The organism is Tritonibacter mobilis (assembly GCF_001681715.1).
Taxonomy (GTDB): Bacteria; Pseudomonadota; Alphaproteobacteria; order Rhodobacterales; family Rhodobacteraceae; genus Epibacterium; species Epibacterium mobile.
This window is the reverse complement of the sequence record NZ_LNWY01000014.1, coordinates 1-19,097: the sequence shown is the minus strand read 5'-3', so window position 1 is coordinate 19,097 and position 19,097 is coordinate 1. Positions and strand designations below refer to the sequence as shown.

General features: G+C 57.8%; 18 protein-coding genes and 1 pseudogene. 6 read left to right on the top strand and 13 right to left on the bottom strand.

The features are described from left to right. Nucleotides 1–18 precede the first annotated feature (18 nt). The 9 genes from hflX to dusB all read right to left on the bottom strand — a co-directional run bounded on the left by hflX (nucleotide 19) and on the right by dusB (nucleotide 11,939). Nucleotides 19–1,290, bottom strand: coding sequence for a GTPase HflX (gene hflX / locus UB90_RS13620; RefSeq protein ID WP_065324092.1), 1,272 nt, complete (start codon nucleotides 1,288–1,290; stop codon nucleotides 19–21). Beyond that, a complete protein-coding gene (gene hfq, locus UB90_RS13615; RefSeq protein ID WP_005611588.1) occupies nucleotides 1,290–1,529 on the bottom strand; it encodes an RNA chaperone Hfq in 240 nt (79 codons plus the stop codon). Before hfq ends, hflX begins: the two co-directional genes overlap by 1 nt. Before the next feature lie 132 nt (nucleotides 1,530–1,661). Continuing rightward, nucleotides 1,662–3,200, bottom strand: coding sequence for a TrkH family potassium uptake protein (locus tag UB90_RS13610; RefSeq protein WP_065324093.1), 1,539 nt, complete (start codon nucleotides 3,198–3,200; stop codon nucleotides 1,662–1,664). Nucleotide 3,201: 1 nt separating this feature from the next. Then, nucleotides 3,202–4,578, bottom strand: a complete 1,377-nt coding sequence (gene trkA / locus UB90_RS13605) for a Trk system potassium transporter TrkA (RefSeq protein ID WP_009176502.1) — start codon at nucleotides 4,576–4,578, stop codon at nucleotides 3,202–3,204. Between the two features lie 98 nt (nucleotides 4,579–4,676). Further along, the gene (ntrX, locus tag UB90_RS13600; RefSeq protein WP_009176688.1) at nucleotides 4,677–6,095 is read right to left on the bottom strand and encodes a nitrogen assimilation response regulator NtrX; all 1,419 of its coding nucleotides are present in this window, start codon (nucleotides 6,093–6,095) and stop codon (nucleotides 4,677–4,679) included. Continuing rightward, on the bottom strand, nucleotides 6,092–8,371 hold the full coding sequence (locus UB90_RS13595; RefSeq protein ID WP_065324094.1) for a sensor histidine kinase NtrY-like: 2,280 nt from the start codon (nucleotides 8,369–8,371) through the stop codon (nucleotides 6,092–6,094). Before UB90_RS13595 ends, ntrX begins: the two co-directional genes overlap by 4 nt. Before the next feature lie 99 nt (nucleotides 8,372–8,470). Further along, the gene (locus UB90_RS13590; protein ID WP_065324095.1) at nucleotides 8,471–9,850 is read right to left on the bottom strand and encodes a response regulator; all 1,380 of its coding nucleotides are present in this window, start codon (nucleotides 9,848–9,850) and stop codon (nucleotides 8,471–8,473) included. A gap of 17 nt (nucleotides 9,851–9,867) precedes the next feature. Next, nucleotides 9,868–10,956, bottom strand: a complete 1,089-nt coding sequence (locus UB90_RS13585) for a two-component system sensor histidine kinase NtrB (RefSeq protein ID WP_009176180.1) — start codon at nucleotides 10,954–10,956, stop codon at nucleotides 9,868–9,870. Beyond that, entirely contained in the window at nucleotides 10,953–11,939 is a 987-nt protein-coding gene (gene dusB / locus UB90_RS13580; protein ID WP_065324096.1) for a tRNA dihydrouridine synthase DusB, read from the bottom strand. The genes UB90_RS13585 and dusB overlap by 4 nt, the downstream gene beginning before the upstream one ends. Nucleotides 11,940–12,133: 194 nt before the next feature. Here dusB and UB90_RS13575 point away from each other — a divergent pair, with 194 nt between their 5' ends. The 3 genes from UB90_RS13575 to UB90_RS13565 are packed head-to-tail and all read left to right on the top strand — an operon-like array spanning nucleotide 12,134 to nucleotide 14,252. Continuing rightward, a complete protein-coding gene (locus UB90_RS13575) occupies nucleotides 12,134–13,282 on the top strand; it encodes a bifunctional 2-C-methyl-D-erythritol 4-phosphate cytidylyltransferase/2-C-methyl-D-erythritol 2,4-cyclodiphosphate synthase (RefSeq protein ID WP_065324097.1) in 1,149 nt (382 codons plus the stop codon). Continuing rightward, entirely contained in the window at nucleotides 13,279–13,776 is a 498-nt protein-coding gene (locus UB90_RS13570) for a phosphatidylglycerophosphatase A family protein (RefSeq protein WP_065324098.1), read from the top strand. The genes UB90_RS13575 and UB90_RS13570 overlap by 4 nt, the downstream gene beginning before the upstream one ends. Next, complete coding sequence (locus UB90_RS13565) at nucleotides 13,773–14,252, top strand: CinA family protein (protein WP_065324099.1); 480 nt, start codon at nucleotides 13,773–13,775, stop codon at nucleotides 14,250–14,252. The genes UB90_RS13570 and UB90_RS13565 overlap by 4 nt, the downstream gene beginning before the upstream one ends. 34 nt (nucleotides 14,253–14,286) lie before the next feature. Here UB90_RS13565 and UB90_RS13560 read toward each other — a convergent pair whose 3' ends face one another. Then, nucleotides 14,287–14,733, bottom strand: coding sequence for a type II toxin-antitoxin system RatA family toxin (locus tag UB90_RS13560; RefSeq protein ID WP_065324100.1), 447 nt, complete (start codon nucleotides 14,731–14,733; stop codon nucleotides 14,287–14,289). Nucleotides 14,734–14,807: 74 nt separating this feature from the next. Here UB90_RS13560 and hpt point away from each other — a divergent pair, with 74 nt between their 5' ends. Both hpt and UB90_RS13550 read left to right on the top strand, forming a co-directional pair. Then, nucleotides 14,808–15,344, top strand: coding sequence for a hypoxanthine phosphoribosyltransferase (gene hpt, locus UB90_RS13555; RefSeq protein ID WP_005611621.1), 537 nt, complete (start codon nucleotides 14,808–14,810; stop codon nucleotides 15,342–15,344). 137 nt (nucleotides 15,345–15,481) lie between these two features. Further along, a complete protein-coding gene (locus UB90_RS13550; protein WP_065324101.1) occupies nucleotides 15,482–15,808 on the top strand; it encodes an RcnB family protein in 327 nt (108 codons plus the stop codon). A gap of 16 nt (nucleotides 15,809–15,824) precedes the next feature. Here the strand turns inward: UB90_RS13550 and UB90_RS13545 are convergent, their stop codons facing one another. Together UB90_RS13545 and lipA are read right to left on the bottom strand one after the other, a co-directional pair. Then, complete coding sequence (locus UB90_RS13545) at nucleotides 15,825–16,967, bottom strand: amidohydrolase (RefSeq protein WP_065324102.1); 1,143 nt, start codon at nucleotides 16,965–16,967, stop codon at nucleotides 15,825–15,827. Further along, nucleotides 16,964–17,914, bottom strand: coding sequence for a lipoyl synthase (gene lipA, locus UB90_RS13540; RefSeq protein ID WP_009176405.1), 951 nt, complete (start codon nucleotides 17,912–17,914; stop codon nucleotides 16,964–16,966). The genes UB90_RS13545 and lipA overlap by 4 nt, the downstream gene beginning before the upstream one ends. Nucleotides 17,915–18,075: 161 nt before the next feature. Here lipA and UB90_RS22510 point away from each other — a divergent pair. After that, nucleotides 18,076–18,874: pseudogene (locus UB90_RS22510) on the top strand (IS5 family transposase); the annotation flags it as partial. Between the two features lie 109 nt (nucleotides 18,875–18,983). Here the strand turns inward: UB90_RS22510 and UB90_RS23105 are convergent. Then, nucleotides 18,984–19,055 carry a hypothetical protein gene (locus UB90_RS23105; RefSeq protein ID WP_235859301.1) on the bottom strand — a complete coding sequence of 24 codons (72 nt, stop codon included), beginning with the start codon at nucleotides 19,053–19,055 and terminating at the stop codon, nucleotides 18,984–18,986. Nucleotides 19,056–19,097: the final 42 nt, after the last annotated feature.

The following is a 19,097-nucleotide window of genomic DNA, read 5'->3' as shown; positions in this document are numbered from 1 at the left end:
AAGAGAATACGCAGCGCCCTAGAGCGCTGCGTATTGTGCTTTTTGCTTGTCGGTCCAGCGTACAGAAATCTCAAACCCCGTATCGGTTTGCTCTTCCTCTTGGACGACATCCTGTTTGAACAACCATGCGCGCTGCTTGCCTTGTGAAAAATCGAGGTGCAGCACCTCATGATGACGCACGCCCTGCAATTTCAGCGCGATGTTATTCAGAAGTTCCGGCAGGCCCTCGCCAGTGATCGCAGAGATCGCATATAGCTCCTCGCTACGCTCAGCGCGTTGACGACAGGCATCTGCTTCCTCTTCTGAGAGTTGGTCGATCTTGTTCCAGACCTCAATCAACGCGCGATCCTCATCCACACCGAGGGAATTGAGGATCTGCTCTACATCTTCGGCCTGATTTTCGGTGTCGCTGTGACTGATGTCGCGTACATGCAGGATCACATCCGCCGCCAACACTTCCTCCAGTGTCGCACGGAAGGAGGCGACCAGCTCGGTCGGCAGATCAGAGATGAAGCCCACCGTATCAGACAAGATCACTTCGGGTCCGTCGGGCAACTCGACACGGCGCATGGTTGGGTCAAGTGTGGCAAAGAGCATATCTTTGGCCATCACATCTGCACCCGTTAACCGATTGAACAGTGTGGATTTTCCCGCGTTGGTATAGCCCACAAGCGCAACAATCGGATAAGGGATCTTGGCCCGCGCCGCGCGATGCAGCGTCCGGGTTTTCACCACCTTATCGAGCTGGCGACGCAACCGCACAAGTTGCTCGTCAATGGCGCGGCGGTCAGCCTCGATCTGAGTTTCGCCGGGGCCGCCGACGAAGCCAAGTCCACCGCGCTGACGTTCCAGGTGAGTCCAGGCCCGCACCAGACGCGTGCGCTGGTAGCTGAGCGCAGCCATCTCCACCTGCAATACACCCTCACGGGTGCGCGCACGATCTGAGAAGATTTCTAAAATCAGACCGGTCCGGTCCAAAATCTTCACCTTCCAGGCTTTTTCCAAATTGCGCTGTTGGACCGGGCTGACTGGGCCATCAATCAGGACCAGTTCCACCTCCTCCGCCTTGAACAGCGTCTTCAGCTCTTCGATCTTGCCGGAACCAAACAGCATACCGGGATGCGCCTTGGGCAAACCCACGACTTTCGCCCCGACCACTTCGAGGTCGGGGAGTGCGGCGGCAAGCGCCACACCCTCTTCGAGCGCCGTAACAGCGTTGCGACGATCCCTGTCTGATTTGATATCCGGATGCAGGACCCAGGCGCGGGTCTGCTTCCTATCATGCTCCATCAATTGGAGTCTTCACCCTCATAGAGACTGATCGGCTGGGCCGGCATGATGGTCGAAATCGCATGCTTGTATACAAGCTGCGACTGGCCATCGCGGCGCAGCAGCACACAGAAGTTGTCGAACCAGGTGATCACGCCCTGCAGTTTCACACCGTTGATCAGAAAGATTGTGACTGGAACTTTTGTTTTGCGAACGTGGTTCAGGAAAGCGTCCTGAAGATTCTGTCTGTCCGAAGCCATTTGCTTATTATCTCGCCTTTGTTCTTGTTACGCGCTGCGGCCCAACGCGTCCCTTATGTCGAGTATGGACGCAGATTTAGCGGGTTTCCACCCGAAAAACGTCACTTTTCCACATGACTTAGCCAGTTTGTGTCAGTTGCGCCAGAGATTGGGCGACAGAAGCGCAATAATGGCCAGCGTTTCAAGACGCCCCAAAACCATTGCGAAACACAAGATCAGCTTTGCAGGCGCATCCATCAGGTTTAGCTCAATCGGAACCTGCCCAGCCGCCTCGATCAGCGGACCAGTTGTCGACAGCCCCGCAACGGTGAGAATCATCGCCTGCTCAAAGGGAATACCAAAAGCCGACAGCGCCACCGAGATCAGCGTCAGCGACAGCGCGAACAGCATGAAAAAGATCCACGCCACAAAAGCACCGTTGCTTTGCAGGCGTCTGTTGCCACGCCCTTCTCCGCTGACAGATGACGGCAGGACCAATCGCTCCATTTCACGCAGACCATTGAGGTAGAGCGCATAAACACGCAGCAGCTTCACGCCCCCCGCAGTGGTGGCAACACCGCCGCCCATCACCGCCAGCCCTAGCAGGATCATTCCCGGTGTTTCCAACCCGGACCATTCCTGCGCGCTGAACCAATATGCGCTCTCGAATCCGTTGGTGGTCAGAAACGAGGTGACGGTGAACAGCGCGCCCCAAAAGGACGCCAGCGCCATGGTCCAATCGTCCGATGCATTGACCTCCAGCGCAGCAATCCAGTGGCGCAAGAACAAAAGCATCGGCACCCCGATGATGATCAGCATGCCGGTCCGGAACTCGGGGTCTTTGTCGAGACGCCCATGCCCAACCGCGACCGTGTCGCTGGAAAATGTCAAGCGCGACAAGGCAAACAGCAGGAAGAGGAACATCACCATCTCACCTGCGAGTCCCGATTGAGCTGCGCCAATTCCGCCAATCGGCGAAAGACCAGAGGTCGCCATAATCGACATCGCATGGCTCACCGCGACCAGCCCACTCTCGCCACAGAGCATCAGCAACAGCGCCAATGCGAAGGTCAGCCCCGCGTAAACCGGCGCCAGCGCCCGGGTTACGAGGATCAGCTTACGGCGCGGATCGGGACGCTGGCTTTCGCGCAAAATCGCATCGCTGCGGCCCGGCTCGGCGCGGGTTGTGACCTCAAACCCGCCAAGCGACAACGGCGCCAGAACTGCAGATGCCGCGATCCACATGAACATGCCACCCAGCCACGCGACCAATACGCGCCACAGATGCACCGATTGCGGTACCCTCCCGGGACGATCGAAGATATCCGCGCCGGTGGTGGTCAACGCACTGACCATATCGAAGTAGGCGTTCAGGTAGCTTGTGTTTTGCAAAGCATCCTGCAGTGGAATCGCAAGGTACAGGGGCAAAAACACAAAGGTTGCCAGCAAGGTCATCAGCTGGCCGGGCATCCCATATCGCGGTACCCGATTGGAAATCGACAACCCCACGAACGTCACCAAGGTCAGCCCAACGATCCCGGAATAAAAGAAACTCTGCGAGGTTTGGTGGTCGTCCACGATCACCGCATACACTGCCGGGATCCACATGGCGATTGCAAACACCCCCCAGATGAGCAGCAACAGCGGCAACCGCAAGATACCGCGGACTTGGGACAGGGGACGGCGCTTCATGCTAGAAGTAGTCGATCGAGACCTGCATGAGGCGCTCAACCTCGCGCACATCTGCGGCCATGGCAAAGAGCGCGATGGTATCGCCAGCCTCGATCCGGAGGCCCCCGCTTGGGCGCACCACTTCGCCGTTTTTGCTGACAGCACCGACCAGAACACCTTCGGGGAAGTCGATATCGCGAATGGCCTGACCTGCCATAGGCGAGGTCGAAAGGACCTCGGTCTCGATCACCTCCGCCTCTGCGTCACCAATCGAGTACACCTGCCGGATGCGGCCATAACGGATGTGGCGCAAGATAGAGCTGACGGTGGTTGCCCGCGGGTTGATGTGCGCGTCGATTCCCAAATGCGGCAGCAACGGCAGAAGCGTTGGGTCGTTGATCAGGGCAATTGCAAAGGGACAGCCCTCGGTTTTGGCGCGGACCGCTGCCAGCATATTGGTTTTATCATCATCGGTCACCGCAAGCATGGCGTCGGCCTTGTCGATCCCCGCCTCGATCATCAGGCCCCGGTCCAGACCATCACCGTTCAGAACAATCGTGCGCTCCAATGCTTCGGCGGCAATTTCGGCGTGTTTGCGGCTTTTCTCGATCATCTTGGCACGGGTGCGACCGGTGCGCGCCTCCAGTGCCTTGGCGACCTCTAGCCCCACGTTACCACCGCCGACAATCACCACACGTTCCTGACGTTTCTCTGTTTTACCAAAGACTTCCATGGTGCGGCTCACGTCATCAGCGTGGCAGAACACATAGGCCGCGTCCCCAACAAACAGCTGATCGCCCGGCTCCGGCGCAAAAAGCGTTCCATCGCGGCGAATACCCACAACAATGGCGCGCAAGGTCGAGAACAGCTCGGTGAGCTGCCGCAAGGGTGTGTTCACAACCGGGCAATCTTCCTCGACGTGAATGCCCAACAGCTGTGCGCGACCGTCCATAAATACTTCGGTGTCAAAGGCCGCAGGCGCGCGCAGACGTTGCATCGCAGCGGCGGCAACCTCTCGCTCCGGGCTGATGACCACGTCAATCGGCAGATGGTCGCGACGATAGAGATCAGAGTAAATTGCGTTTAGATAGCTTTTGGCCCGCAGGCGCGCGATCTTGCGTTGAATGGCAAAGACCGAATGCGCCACCTGACAGGTGACCATGTTCACCTCATCCGAGTGGGTTGCGGCAATGATCATATCCGCGTCCCGCGCCCCTGCCCGATCCAACACATCCGGATATGAAGCAAAGCCCGCAATCCCTTGAACATCAAGGGTATCTGTCGCTCGGCGCACCAGATCAGGATTGTTGTCGACGACCGTGACATCGTTGTGTTCGCCCGACAAATGCCGCGCGATCTGCCAACCGACCTGCCCGGCTCCACAGATGATAACTTTCATAGACCGCTCTCCGGGCGCTGGACTGCCTGATTTGCATGCCAGATGGTTCCGGCATGGTCAATTCAATTGTCCCGGCACAAGCCGGGCCTGCCCCTTGTTTATGCCGTTTCTTCCGTCTCTTCTTCATTCTCGACCCGTGCCACGCGGGCCCCAGCCTTGTTGGATGTCACCACACCGAGCGATTTAAGCTTTCGGTGCAGCGCCGAGCGTTCCATGCCAACAAAAGACGCCGTACGGCTGATATTACCGCCAAACCGATTGATCTGAGTGAGCAGGTATTCGCGTTCAAAGGCTTCACGCGCCTCACGCAAGGGCAAGGTCGCCAGTGCACCCGAAAGAACCACGCGCCCCTCCGTTTCGACCTTTTCCTCCTCGCTGGGCAGGTCTTTGGCCTGAATGGGATCGGTCGTATCGCCGAGAATAAGAACACGTTCCACGAGGTTCTTAAGCTGACGCACGTTCCCCGGCCACGTCATGGTCTGCATCAAGGCGACCGCGTCCTCACTCAACTCACGCAGCGGCAAGCCTTGGCTCTGGTTGAACCCTTCGATGAAGTATTCGGCAAGAAGCGGGATGTCTTCGCGACGATCCGCCAGTGATGGGACGCAAATCGGAACCACGTTCAGGCGGTGATACAACTCTTGGCGAAAGTTCCCATCCTTGATTTCCTGTTCAAGGTCACGATTTGTCGCCGAGACCACCCTCAGATCGACCTTTACCTTATCCGTGCCACCGACGCGGACGAACTGTTGATCCACCAAAACGCGCAGGATCTTGGATTGGGTGCCGGAGGGCATATCCGCGACCTCGTCAAAGAAGATCACACCGCCATCCGCTTGCTCCAGGAGGCCCGGCTCTACACCGCGTTCACTGCCCTCGCGGCCAAAGAGCACATCCTCCATGCGCTCAGGCTCGATGCTGGCGCAGTTCACCGTGATAAAGGGCGCGCTGGCGCGGTTGGAATTGGCATGGATATAGCGTGCGGCCACTTCCTTGCCGCTGCCCGCCGGACCGGTCAGCATCACGCGGCCATTGGATTTGGTAACCTTGTCAAGTTGGCTGGTGAGCGCACGAAACGCCGGAGAGGTTCCCACCATATCCGTCGCGCCCACATCCTTGCGCCTGAGGTCCGTGTTCTCGCGCCGCAGACGCGAGGTTTCCATCGCGCGGCGAATAACGACCATCAACTGATCGATATTAAAGGGTTTTTCGATAAAATCATAAGCGCCCTGCTTAATCGCAGCGACAGCAATCTCGATGTTACCGTGACCTGAAATGATGACGACCGGCACCTCGGGGTAGTCGCGTTTCACGGTCTTCAGAATGTCGATCCCATCCATCTGGCTGTCTTTAAGCCAGATATCCAAAATCAGCAGCGCGGGCGGCGCATCCTCAAATGCAGCCATACACTCTTCAGAGTTGGCCGCTTTTCGCGTTGCATAGCTTTCATCCTCGAGAATGTCCGAAACCAGTTCCCGGATGTCACGTTCATCGTCAACAATCAGAATATCACTCATGTCAGCCCTGCTACTATGGTTTGTTTATGGACGATATTTCCCGGCGTCAGTGCCGGAAGGCGGATCACCGCCATAGCGCCCCGGTGGCTCATCCCGTCAAAGATGGGTGCGTCTTCAAGCACCAAACTGCCACCATGCTCTTCGATAATTTTCTTCACGATCGGCAACCCCAGACCGGTGCCCTCGTCGCGGGTGGTCACATAGGGTTCGAACAATCGCGCCCGGTCCGCGGGCAATCCGATCCCATTGTCCGCGATAGTGATTTCATGTCCGTTCTCATCACTTGTGACCGACACCCGAATTTCAGGGGCGTAGGTATCTTCTACGCCCTTTTTACGAAGGGTTTCCGTGGCTTCCCCAGCGTTCTTGATCAGGTTTGTCAGCGCCTGACCGATCATCGTGGCATCCACATCCACACACATCGGATGATCGGGAATATCCGCTTTGATCTTCAAATCCGGCTGGCCCGCCTGCTGCAATAGCACCGCGCTCTGCACAAGCTTGCCTAGGTCCTCTTCATGGCGATCCGGTTCAGGCATCCGCGCAAATTTGGAAAACTCATCAACGATGCGGCGTAGATCATTGGTTTGACGCACGATTACGTCTGTCATGGATTGCAATTGATCACTGTGCTCTTCGCCAAGTTTCGGCGCGAATTTTCGTTTGATACGTTCTGCGCTTAGTTGAATAGGCGTCAAGGGGTTCTTGATCTCATGCGCAATGCGGCGCGCAACATCGCCCCATGCCGCCATACGCTGCGCGCTGACAAGATCCGTCACGTCGTCGAACGCAACCACATATCCTTCGAGTTTGTCGTCACCCGCATGCCGCCGCGCCATCCGCACCAGAAGATTTTCGAGACGCCCCTGCCGGGTCACCTTGATCTCACCCTGCGCCGTGCTGGTGCCGCCCTGAATCAGATCATCAAACAGCGGCCCAAATTCTGGAATCGCCACAGCAAGCGCCAGAGATTTCTGATCTTCCCGCCAATCCAGCAAGCGCTTTGCGGAAGTGTTCACAAAGGTCACACAGCCTTTGGCATCCAGCCCAACCACACCAGACGTCACCGACGACAACACCGAGTCAAACAGACGACGGCGCTGTTCGATTTGGCGCGTGTTTTCCAAAAGTGTTTCACGTTGCGCCTGAAGTTGTTGGGTCATCTGGTTGAAATAGCGCCCCAATTGCGCAATCTCGTCGTCTCCGTTTTCCTCGACAACCTGAACACTGAGGTTCCCGGCACCCACCCGTTGCGCCGCAACGGTCAATCGCCCAACCGGGCGTGACAGCCGTTCCGCAAACCACATGCCCAGCCACATCGCAGCAAGAATTAGGATCACCGCAAAGCCGAGGTAGAGCAGACCAAACTCAAACAACACGCGCCCGCGTTCACTTTCGAGTTGTTGGTAGAGATGCGCTGTTTCCTGCGTGTCATCCAACAGATTCAACAACTCACCGTCCACCTCACGGCTGACATAGAGATACCGGTCGACAAAGGCGTTCAGGCGGACCAGTGCGCGAAACTCGCTGTTGTCCCAATCCTGAATAACGTGGAGCTCATTTGCCTCGGCTGATGCAATTTCCTGATCCGTGGGCTTTTCGAAATCAAACTCATAGGATCGCTCACCCCGGGTCTGAATTGCACCGGTGCCGTTGACCACATAGGCCTCTTTCAAGCCACGCTGAATTTGCAACTGTCCTTGCGAAAGAACCTGCCGTAACTGCCCGTCGCTCATGAAGAAATTGTTCCGGCGACTCCGGTCCAAAAACCGGGCGAGCGCAATTGCGTCTTGTTCCAGATCCTGACGTTGCTGCCGTTCGTAGGCTTCTGCAGCTTTTACGGAGTTTCCGATCACATCGCGCACGCGCTCGGAAAACCACCCCTCAAGCCCGACATTCACCGTCAAAACAGCAAATACCGCAACCGTGACCGTTGGAACCAAGGCAAGAAAGGCAAACGCGCCAATGAGGCGAAGGTGCAGACGCGATCCAGCAGACTTCTCGCGCCTCGCTGCAATCAAACGACCGATTTGGCTCAGCACCAATGCAGTGATCGACAGAACATAGACGAGATCCGCCAGAAGGATCAGACGCATCGCCGGAGAGCTTGCGTCCTGACTAAGTGGACCGATCACAAGGAAAGTTGCCAGCGCCATGATTGGCCCAAGCAGCACCAGACCAAGCGTGGTGATATTGCGCGCCCGACGCGTCTTTCGCCAGCGATCTAGGGCCCCAAGCCAAAGATACACCGAGCGGATATGTGACATCTGCGCCACCGACTGCCCCCAGTTGATGTTGAGCGTTTTCCGCTCACCACATGATTTCGCGTTACCCCATGCGCCTTCTGGCGACTTAGCAACGCTCCTGTGGCGATATTACATCAGTTTGCGGCGGCGTGTCACCTCAATATCGAGGTCAGTGATTTTCTTGCGCAATGTATTCCGGTTAATCCCCAGCAGATCTGCGCATTTCGCCTGATTTCCGCCAGTTGCAGCCAGTGCAATCTCAATCAGTGGCGTCTCAACTTCACGCAAAAGACGCGCATAAAGCCCCGGAGGCGGCAGCATGTCGCCATGCAAATCGAAATATCTCTGCAAATGTCGTGCGACAGATTCGGAGAGTTTCTCATTGTTCGCGCCGCCCCCCATAACCGGTTCAACGCCGGTGCTCTGGGGGCCTAATGCAGCCGCGACTTCAGCCTTGCTGATCACGTCACTTCTCGCGGTAAGAGACAGTCTTTTAACAGTATTTTCCAACTGACGGACGTTGCCGGGCCATGCGTAGTGCCGCAAAAGATCGCGCGCGTCATCGCTCAGGATACGTCGGGCAGCGCCTTCAGTTTCGGCCCGCAAGAGGAAATGTTCGCTCAACAGTGCAATGTCTTCGACACGCTCTCGCAGTGCTGGCACAGAGAGCTCTGTTCCGCAAATTCGGTAATAGAGATCCTGCCGCAACGCCCCTGCCTCGAGCTGTTCAGCAAGATCTTGCTGACTGGAGGTTGCGATGAACCGTGGTGCATGATCGCCGGGCGAATCCATCATCCGAACCAAACGCGCCTGCGCCTCATCGGTCAGATCCACCAACTCATCAATCAAAAGCGTTCCGCCCTTCACCTGACCAAGTAGGCGGGATGGCCCTTCCAGTTCAATCAGGTCTGACGCCTCGGCCACCACAAATGGCAAGGTGCGACGATCAGAAAAGTCATGAATAGCCCGTGCAATCAACGATTTACCGGTGCCACTTTCGCCGGTGATCAACAGCGGCATATCCGTGTTCATCACGCGCGCAATCAACCGATAAAGCGTCTGCATCACCTCTGTGCGTCCCACCAGCGGCAGCTCATCTGGACGCTCTTCCGGTACATTGATCTGACCGGGGACTTGAGCGGTTCGCTTTTCAGTCAGCGCCTTTGCCGTGCGCTTCATCAGTTCGGGCAAGTCAAAGGGCTTGGGCAGGTAATCATAGGCCTCGGCCTCGGCCGCCTTGATGGCCGTCATGATCGTGTTTTGTGCTGAAATCACGATGACTGGCAATCCCGGGCGATCCTGTGCGATCTTCGGCAGCATCTCCAGCCCATTGCCGTCGGGCATCATCACATCCGAGATCACCACATCACCTTTGCCTTCACCGACCCAACGCATCAAGGTCGTCAAAGAGGAGGTCGCATGGACCTTGCAGCCCGCCCGGGTCAGCGCCTGGGTGAGGACAGTGCGGATCGTACGGTCGTCATCTGCCACAAGAACGGTGCCGTCCATGTCTTTGTTCTCCTGAGTTATTTTTGCTCACGCGGAACGCGCGAAAGAGACAGTCTGAAGGTTGTATTACCGGGTTCCGAACGCACCGATATCCAGCCGTTGTGATCGCCGATAATCTTGCTGACCAGAGCCAGACCAAGGCCGGTGCCGTTCTCCTTGCCGGAGACGAAGGGTTCAAAGATGTCCTCGCGAATACTCTCCGGCAGGCCGGGTCCGTCGTCGCTGATCTCGATCTGGAGCGGCAACAGCTTGCCTTGCCCATCGCTGCGACGCAGGCGGAAGGAATGCTCGTAGAAGGTGCGTACCGTGATGGTGCCACCCGTCGTTCCCGCCGCCTCGGAGGCGTTCTTCAAGAGGTTCAGCACCACCTGCAACAACTGATCCGGGTCTCCCCATGCCAGTGGCAGCGAGGGGTCGTATTTCTCGATGATCTTCATATGGGCGCCAAACCCCAACAGGGCCGAGCGGCGCGCGCGGTCCAGAACATCATGCAGGTTGACGGGTTTGAAATCGGGCTCCGAGAGGTTTCCGAATTGCTCCACCTGTTCAAGCAGCTTTACGATACGGCGGCTCTCACTCACGATTAGGTCTGTAAGTTCAAGGTCATCAGGCGCGAGGTTCATGCTCAACAGCTGCGCCGCACCGGTGATCCCCGCCAATGGATTCTTGATTTCATGCGCGAGCATCTCTGCCATGCCGATGGCCGATTGGGCAGCGGATTTTGCCGAATGGGTCTGTGTCATCCGCCCCGCCAGCTCGCGCGGTGACAGCATCAAGAGCATATGGCCGGGGTGTCCGTGCAACGGCGCAATCTGCACCGCGCATTGCAACGGCGCCCGTTCGCGCGCGCCTACATCTACGTCATTTACAAACAGCGGCGTGCCCTGCACGCGGGCCTTATCGAACGCGATTTCGATGGATGACTCAATCGCCACCCGTTGCCATATCTTCTGCCCGATCAGGGATTTACGCGACGAATTGATAAATCCTTCGGCGGCAGAGTTCACATCGGCAATGCAGTTTTCTGCATCCACCAGAAAGGCTGGCACGGGCAGCGACGCCCAGATGGCGCAATCGGTGCTGTGAGGACCATTTGCAGCATTCATGCGGCATCCTCCTGCGTCTGATCCTGCAATGCTGCAGGCAGCAAGCGCAGCACCTCTGCCGGGCTTTTGGCTGTTAGAACCTCACGTCGCAGGGCTGATGGTGTGCCTGCCTCATCCATATACCAACCCAGATGTTTGCGCGCGACACGCAGGCCTAGGTCGTTGCCATAAAACGCCAACATAGCCTCGTAGTGCCCTGATACCATGTCGACAAAATCCCCTTGGATGGGAATATCAGGCGCAGCACTGCCCCAGAGTTCATGTGCGACCTGAGCCAGCAGCCAAGGCTTGCCTTGCACGCCTCGCCCGATCATCACGCCATCTGCGCCCGAGGCACGCAACGCCTGCCGCGCAGTGGCTGCATCGACAATGTCGCCATTGGCCAGCAGCGGCACGGAGATCGCGTTCCGAACCTCGGCAATCGCCGCCCAATCGGCCTGCCCCTTGTAAAACTGGCAGCGCGTGCGGCCGTGGATGGTGACCATCTGCACCCCGGCGTCTTGCGCCCGGCGCGCCACATCTGCAGCATTCAGACAATTGTCATCCCAGCCGAGCCGGGTTTTCAACGTGACGGGCACATCGACGGCCTTGACCACTGCCTCAATGAGCGACAGCGCGTGATCCGGCGTCTTCAGGAGCGCCGAGCCGGAATACCCGTTCGTTACCTTCTTGGCCGGGCAGCCCATATTGATGTCGATCATACGCGCCCCGCTGCCCGCGACCCGCCGCGCGGCCTCGGCCATCCAATAGGCCTCTCGTCCAGCGATCTGGACGGAGGTATTTTCCACATCCGCGCTCAGTTCTGCCTTCTCGCGCACGCCGGGCTTGGCCTGCACCATTTCCTGACTAGCGACCATTTCGCTCACCACGAGGCCCGCACCAAAAGAGCGCACCAGATCGCGAAAGGGACGATCCGTGATGCCAGCCATCGGCGCCAGCGCCACGGGAGGATCGAGATGTGTGGGTCCGACTGAGAAGGACAAATGCTTAATCCTTGTGCATATGAGTGTTTATTAGCTTGAAACGGAGCTATGCTCCATTCCAACACGCCATTCCAGCCCGGCATATCGGGTGTATTGCCTAATTTTTGTGCATTTCACCTCGGGGCGTTGCCAGTTTATCCACCGCACCGTAAACACGCCGAAAGATTGCCCCAGCTCAGGACGTGTCTCTCGCCATGACCATCGCCGTTTTGATTGTTGCCGCTGGCAAAGGAACCCGCGCCGGCGGCGACATCGCCAAACAATGGCGCCCCTTGGCCGGACAGCGGGTGATCGACTGGACCATCGCAGCGTTCAAACGTGCGGGCTGCGACACGATCATGGTGGTGCGCGATCCGGAGAATGAGCACGCGGCGGAGGCGCTCGCAGGTTACGATAACCTTCTCCACGCCGATGGCGGCGCTGATCGGTCAACCTCGGTCCGCAACGGATTGATCGCGCTCAAGGATCGCGGCATCACGCGTGTCCTGATCCACGATGCTGCGCGCCCCTGTGTGAGCACGCAGGTGATCCATGAAACACTCGCCGCTCTGGATCACGCCCCCGCCGCCGCACCGGGGCTTGCGGTTACAGATGCGCTTTGGACTGGGGCCGAGGGCCATGTCACCGGCACCCAGGACCGCAACGCCTTGTTTGCCGCGCAAACCCCGCAGGCGTTTCATTTTGACGCAATCCTTGCGGCGCATCTTGCACTGGATGAGGTGGCGGCAGACGATGTGGAGGTCGCGCGCAAGGCGGGGCTGCCCGTCCGCATCACCCAAGGCGACGTCAACAATATCAAGATCACCCGGCCCGAGGATTTTGCCCGCGCCGAACATATATTGAGGAGCAGCATGGACGGCATTCCGGATATCAGACTGGGCAACGGCTACGACGTGCATCGTTTTGGCCCCGGTGATCACGTGATCCTCTGCGGCATAAAGGTCCCCCATGACCGCGGCCTACAGGGCCATTCGGACGCCGATGTGGGCATGCATGCGGTGACGGATGCGCTCTATGGGGCGATGGCGGAGGGCGATATTGGGCGTCACTTCCCGCCAAGCGACCCGCAGTGGAAAGGTGCTGCGTCGGAGATTTTCCTGCGTCATGCGGTGGAGCTCGCCCGATCCAAAGGCTTTGTCATCAGCAATGTCGACTGCACGCTGGTCTGTGAGTTTCCCAAAATCGGCCCCCACGCCGAAACCATGCGCACGCAAATGGCCGAGATTATGGGGCTTGATCGCGACCGCGTGTCGGTGAAGGCCACAACCTCCGAACGTCTGGGCTTTACCGGCCGTGGCGAGGGGATTGCGGCACTTACCACCGCAACGCTGGTGCGCGCATGACACTTCCACAACTCCTTGGAACCTGTTGTGGTGTCGGGTATTTACGCCCTGCCCCCGGAACTTGGGGATCGCTGGTCGCGCTGCCCTTGACCTATGCGCTGCATGTGGCTGGTGGCTTTCCTTTGCTGGCAGCGGTGACTATCCTCGCGATCATTGTAGGCCTTTGGGCCGCCACAGAGATGACTCGCGGTCAGGAAGATCTGGATCCATCGGAATTTGTGCTGGATGAACTCGCCGGGCAGATGCTGGCACTTTGGGCGATCTCGCTGCCTGCGTGGCTACACGGTCTGGATATCACAGCGCTTTGGCCCGGTTGGGTTGCAGGTTTCATCCTGTTTCGCCTCTTCGACATCTGGAAACCTGGGCCTGTTGGCTGGGCGGACCGCAAGAAAGGCCCGTTTGGTGTGATGATGGATGATGTGATCGCCGGGGTCATGGCCGGGATTGGCGTCGCCCTTCTGGCGGGGTTTTCACATGGGGTGCTTGGGCTATGAATATCAATGCCTTGTTGGACCTTGCTAAAGTTCAAGGCGCAACCCTTGCCACCGCTGAGAGCTGCACCGGAGGTATGATCGCCACCGCGCTGACGGATATTCCCGGCTCCTCTGCGGTGGTGGACCGGGGGTTCGTCACCTACTCCAACGCGGCAAAGATGCAGATGCTTGGTGTAAGTGCCCAAACACTCAAGGATTTTGGCGCGGTGAGCAAAGAGACTGCGCGCGAAATGGCCGAAGGCGCGTTGCGCGCCGCGGGAACCACCTTTGCGGTGTCCGTCACCGGCATCGCTGGCCCCGGAGGATCAGAGCACAAACCCGAAGGGCGTGTCTGTTTCGGCCTAGCGCAATCCGGCGCAGAGACGCTGACAGAACTGGTGGATTTTGGCGCGTTGGGACGGGATAAGGTGCGCCTTGCCAGCCGGGATCATGCGCTTGCAATGCTCCAGAGTGCGCTCGAGCGGCGCACTGCCTAAAACGCCAAAATTCCCTTGTTAGAGCCTTATATCCTCAACCATAGAGCTCTGCCGCGCGGCGTTCGAACGCCCGCACGATCCGCTGCATCGCCTCGTTGAAGACCATACCGATGATCCCCTGCAACACAGCGTTCTTGAACTCGAAATCGACAAAGAAACTCACATCACAGCCGCCATCCGCGCGATCAGCAAACGCCCAGTTGGACTTCATATAGCGAAACGGCCCATCGAGATATTCGGTGTCGATCTTGTGTTCATCTGGGTGCAGCACCACGCGGCTGCCAAAGCGTTCACGAAACACCTTGAAGGAAATCACCAGATCCGCCTCCATCACCTCGGATGCGCCCTGCGGTGTGCGGCTGCGGATGCGCGCGGCGGCGCACCACGGCAGGAATTTCGGGTATGATCCCACATCCGCCACCAGATCATACATCTGCCGGGCGCTATAGGGCATCGGTCGGTTTTCCGAATGTGTTGGCATCTCAGCTCAATTCGTCTTCTGTACAGGTGGCGCGTGGTGTCCTATGAACGCGTGCGAAATTCAAGGGGGCAAGCATGTCAGAGCGACCATATGTCATTGATGTAATGATCTCGGCCAAGGCCATCGCTGCACGAATCGAAGAGCTATGTGGCGACATCACCGCCGAGTTTGGCGACACAGACAAGCTGGTGGTCGTGGGCCTGTTGCGCGGCAGTTTCGTGTTCATCGCCGATCTGGTCCGAGAGCTGGACCTGCCGATCGAGGTGGATTTCCTTGAGGCGTCTTCGTATGGCGACGGTATGGAAAGCAGCCGAGAGGTGCGCATTCTCAAAGACTTGCGCGGCGCAATTGAAGGGCGTGACGTGCTGGTGGTCGAGGATATCGTCGACACAGGTCACACGCTGAATCACGTGATTTCCCTCCTCAAGAGCCGCAAGCCCGCGCGCCTCAAATCCATTGCCCTTCTCGACAAACCCTCCCGCCGCGAGGTGGATTTCCGCTCTGATTGGATCGGGTTCGAGATCCCAGATGAATTTGTCGTGGGGTACGGAATCGATTTTGCCCAACGCAATCGTAACCTGCCCTATATCGGCAAGGTTCGCTTCACCTGAGCAGACCGCCCGTGTCGCAATAAGCAAAGGCTCGCCAGTTCATTGTATAGGACCAGCAACATCTGGCGCACGCGATTTGGTTCTTTCCGCATCTTGCTACATGTAGTGACGTAGTCAAAGGTTTATAGGAACGGATCATGTCGGTCTCTAAAATCGTCTCAGGATTTGCTATCGCCAGTGTAACCCTCGCGCCCGTCGCTGCCGTGGCGGGCCCGCCCAAATGGGCACCGGGCCACAAGAACAGCGCAGCCCATTATGCGCCCGGTCAGGTGAAAAAACGTCACGCGCATGACCGGTACCTGAGTGGCAGCTGGGATTACGTAGACGATTATCAGCGCTGGGGCTTACATCCTCCGCCTGCTGGACATCGCTATGTCCGTAAAGATGGAAAAATTTTCGAAGTTGTCAGAGACACACTCGCAATTGTGGGCGCAGTGGCCGTCATCGATGCGTTAGTCGACTGACGTCACGGTGCCATCGCTAGCCCAAGACACTGCGAATAGCCCGGAGAAAGATCCCGGAACCAATCGGAATGAGCGTATCGGGAAAGTCATAATCCGGATTGTGCAGTTGCGGATGGTTCTCGCCCGCTCCTAGCCAGAACATTGCCGCTTGGGCGGATTTTCCAAACTGCCCAAAGTCTTCTGAAAAGGCCTGCGGGCGTTCACTCAGGGTGATCGGAACCCCGCCCGTAAGGCAAGCGTCCTCGATCACACTCACAGCTTCCGGCGCATTTCGGCACGCCTCAAACACATCGTGGTAGGTGATCTCGTGGCGCAGGCCATAGTCAGCCGCAAGGGTCGCAACCTTGGAAACAAGCGCATCAGAAAGCGACTGCATCTTCTCGTCAGTTACGGTCCGCAGCGTCACCCAAAGCTCCGCCTTGCCGGGGGCGACACCAAAGGTCGGCTCGCCCAATTTAGCGTGAGTGACGGTGGTTAGCGCGTAATCCTCATCCAAGTCACCACCGGCACCCAGCGTCGCAAGATCCTGCATCAACTGAGCCAGCACAGGCGCGGGAGACACCCCATCTTGTGGGGCAGCCGCATGAGATGTGCGCCCGAAAAGCGCGATACGCGCGCCTCGGGATGCACAATTCGCAGGCCCTGTGGGCAGGGACACGGCCCCCATAGCAAGCCCCGGTAGATTATGAAGAGAAAGCACCATATCCGGCGGGATTTCCGCAAACTTCGGATCAGAACGATAAGCGATTGCGCCTTCGCCGGTTTCCTCAGCCGGTTGGAAAATCAAGACCACACGCCCCCTCTGAGGACGTCGTTCAGCCAGAGCTTCTGCCACAGCGAGCACCATAACCATATGCCCATCATGGCCGCAAAGATGTGCCTTTCCAGCCACTTGAGACGCGTAGCTTAGGTTTGTTTCTTCCGGGATCGGCAATGCGTCCAGCTCGCAACGGATGGCGAGCGTCGGCCCGGCCTCACCGCCAAGAAACACAGCAGCCACGCCGTGCCCGCCAATGCCGGTCAACACTTGATCCGGTGCATACGCCTGCAAGATCTCAGCCACACGTGCGGCCGTCGCCCCCTCTGCACCAGAGAGTTCCGGTGCAGAGTGAAGCTCATGGCGCAGGGATATGAAGCGTTCCAGCTGTTCGGGCGTCATGCCAAGCCGAGTTTCGCGTTCCGCGCTGCGCGAAGCTGCGCAAAATCATCTCCGGCATGGTAGGACGACCGGGTCAGCGGCGTTGCCGACACCATCAGGAACCCTTTGCCATAGGCGGCTTTCTCATAGGATTTGAACTCTTCGGGCGTCACAAACCGATCAACAGCGTGGTGTTTTGGCGTCGGCTGAAGGTATTGGCCAATGGTCAGAAAATCCACATCAGCAGCGCGCATGTCGTCCATCACTTGCTTTACCTGCGGGGCTTGCTCGCCCAGCCCGACCATGATGCCTGATTTTGTAAAGATGCTCGGATCAAGCTCTTTCACACGCTGCAACAGACGCAGCGAATGGAAATAGCGCGCACCAGGACGCACTTCGAGATAGAGACCCGGAACCGTCTCGAGGTTGTGGTTGAACACGTCCGGTTTGGCCTCAACAACAGTTTCCAGCACCTCGGGGGCACACTTCAGGAAATCCGGGGTCAGGATCTCGATCGTTGTGTCAGGCGAACGGTGACGCACGGCCCGAATGGTCTGGGCAAAATGCTCCGCGCCGCCATCCTCAAGGTCGTCCCGGTCCACAGAGGTAATCACAACATGATTGAGACCGAGCTTTTGCACCGCATGTGCCACGCGCCCCGGCTCAAACGCGTCGAGCGTGTCCGGACGACCAGTCGCAATATTACAGAAGGTGCAGCCCCGGGTGCAGATCTCGCCCATGATCATCATGGTGGCGTGACCTTGGCTCCAGCATTCGCCGACGTTTGGACAGCCCGCTTCTTCGCAGACGGTCACGAGGTTATTTTCACGCATGATCTTATGCGTTTCAGCGTAACCCTTGCCGCCCGGCGCTTTCACGCGAATCCAGCTTGGCTTTTTGGGCTGAGCATTATCGGGACGATGCGCCTTTTCCGGGTGGCGCTGTTCCGGGATCTTCAGATCTCGCACGGGATCTTCCTTGTGACTGCGATTAGGTGTTGGCGTGGAACATAACAGCAGCCGCGCAGCATCACCAGCGCCACATTGCTGTATTCCGAGTGTCCTAGGGTCAGGATGCATTGATTTTGGTCGCACTGCCTGATGCACGGCTCCGAAAATGGAGCTGTGACATGAGCAATCTTTTCTGGCTGACCGACGCGCAAATGGCGCGTCTGGATCCTTTCTTTCCGAAGTCGCACGGAAAGCCCCGGGTCGATGACCAGCGCGTTCTGAGTGGGGTAATATTCATCAACCGCAATGGGTTAAGGTTCCGAGATGCCCCTGCAGCCTATGGCCCGCACAGTTGAAGGGGACCGTGGCCCCGGTGGGGCCGCCGTAAGCCCCGGAAACGCTTTACAGCGCTGGAAGCGTTGGAGCGAGAAGGGCATCTTCGCTCGAATGATGGTCGGGCTGGCTGCGGAACACGGCGAGGAGAAGACCGTGATGATCGATGCAACATACCTCAAGGCACATCGAACGGCGACCAGCATGGTTGCCGAAAACGGGAGACGTGGTCGCCTGATCGGTCGCACCAAGGGCGGTATGAACACCAAGCTGCACGCCATCTGTGACAGCCAGGGTCGGCCGCTGAACCTGTTCGTCACCGCTGGGCAGGTCAGTGATTACATCGGCGCGCGAGCTCTGCTGGGCAGTCTGCCAAACGTAAAATGGCGGCTCGGAGACCGAGGCTACGACGCCGACTGGTTCAGAGAAGCCTTGCAAGACAAGGGCATACGCGCTTGCATTCCAGGCCAGAAGCAGCGGAAGACATCGGTCAAATATGACAAGCGCCGCTACAAACGGCGAAACCGTATCGAGATCATGTTCGACAGGCTCAAGAATTGGAGGCGCGTGGCAACCCGCTATGACCGATGCCCCAAGGTGTTCCTCTCAGCCATCGCCCTGGCTTCTCTCGTCATTTATTGGTTATGCATCCTGACCCTAAGCTATCGGATAGTATGCTTTGATTGGGTAAAGAGGCTTTCTCTCATTGCAATTCACTCTACCTTAGCATGCATACACGTATATTACAATTCCGCTATCCAATCATCTGGTTCTGCGGCGGACAGGATTCGTAATGTTGGTGTAATTGCTCCAGCGCAATCCGCAAAACAATTTTACCGGATCTTGCGGGCTCTGTTGCGCAAAGTAG

Coding starts and splice junctions, on each gene's coding strand:
- UB90_RS13565 (WP_065324099.1), top strand. CDS start 13,773: ATGAATATCAATGCCTTGTTGGACCTTGCTAAAGTTCAAGGCGCAACC.
- hpt (WP_005611621.1), top strand. CDS start 14,808: ATGTCAGAGCGACCATATGTCATTGATGTAATGATCTCGGCCAAGGCC.
- UB90_RS13545 (WP_065324102.1), bottom strand. CDS start 16,967: ATGACGCCCGAACAGCTGGAACGCTTCATATCCCTGCGCCATGAGCTT.
- ntrX (WP_009176688.1), bottom strand. CDS start 6,095: ATGAGTGATATTCTGATTGTTGACGATGAACGTGACATCCGGGAACTG.
- UB90_RS13575 (WP_065324097.1), top strand. CDS start 12,134: ATGACCATCGCCGTTTTGATTGTTGCCGCTGGCAAAGGAACCCGCGCC.
- trkA (WP_009176502.1), bottom strand. CDS start 4,578: ATGAAAGTTATCATCTGTGGAGCCGGGCAGGTCGGTTGGCAGATCGCG.
- hflX (WP_065324092.1), bottom strand. CDS start 1,290: ATGGAGCATGATAGGAAGCAGACCCGCGCCTGGGTCCTGCATCCGGAT.
- UB90_RS13610 (WP_065324093.1), bottom strand. CDS start 3,200: ATGAAGCGCCGTCCCCTGTCCCAAGTCCGCGGTATCTTGCGGTTGCCG.
- UB90_RS13550 (WP_065324101.1), top strand. CDS start 15,482: ATGTCGGTCTCTAAAATCGTCTCAGGATTTGCTATCGCCAGTGTAACC.
- UB90_RS13590 (WP_065324095.1), bottom strand. CDS start 9,850: ATGGACGGCACCGTTCTTGTGGCAGATGACGACCGTACGATCCGCACT.
- UB90_RS13585 (WP_009176180.1), bottom strand. CDS start 10,956: ATGAATGCTGCAAATGGTCCTCACAGCACCGATTGCGCCATCTGGGCG.
- UB90_RS13570 (WP_065324098.1), top strand. CDS start 13,279: ATGACACTTCCACAACTCCTTGGAACCTGTTGTGGTGTCGGGTATTTA.
- UB90_RS13560 (WP_065324100.1), bottom strand. CDS start 14,733: ATGCCAACACATTCGGAAAACCGACCGATGCCCTATAGCGCCCGGCAG.
- hfq (WP_005611588.1), bottom strand. CDS start 1,529: ATGGCTTCGGACAGACAGAATCTTCAGGACGCTTTCCTGAACCACGTT.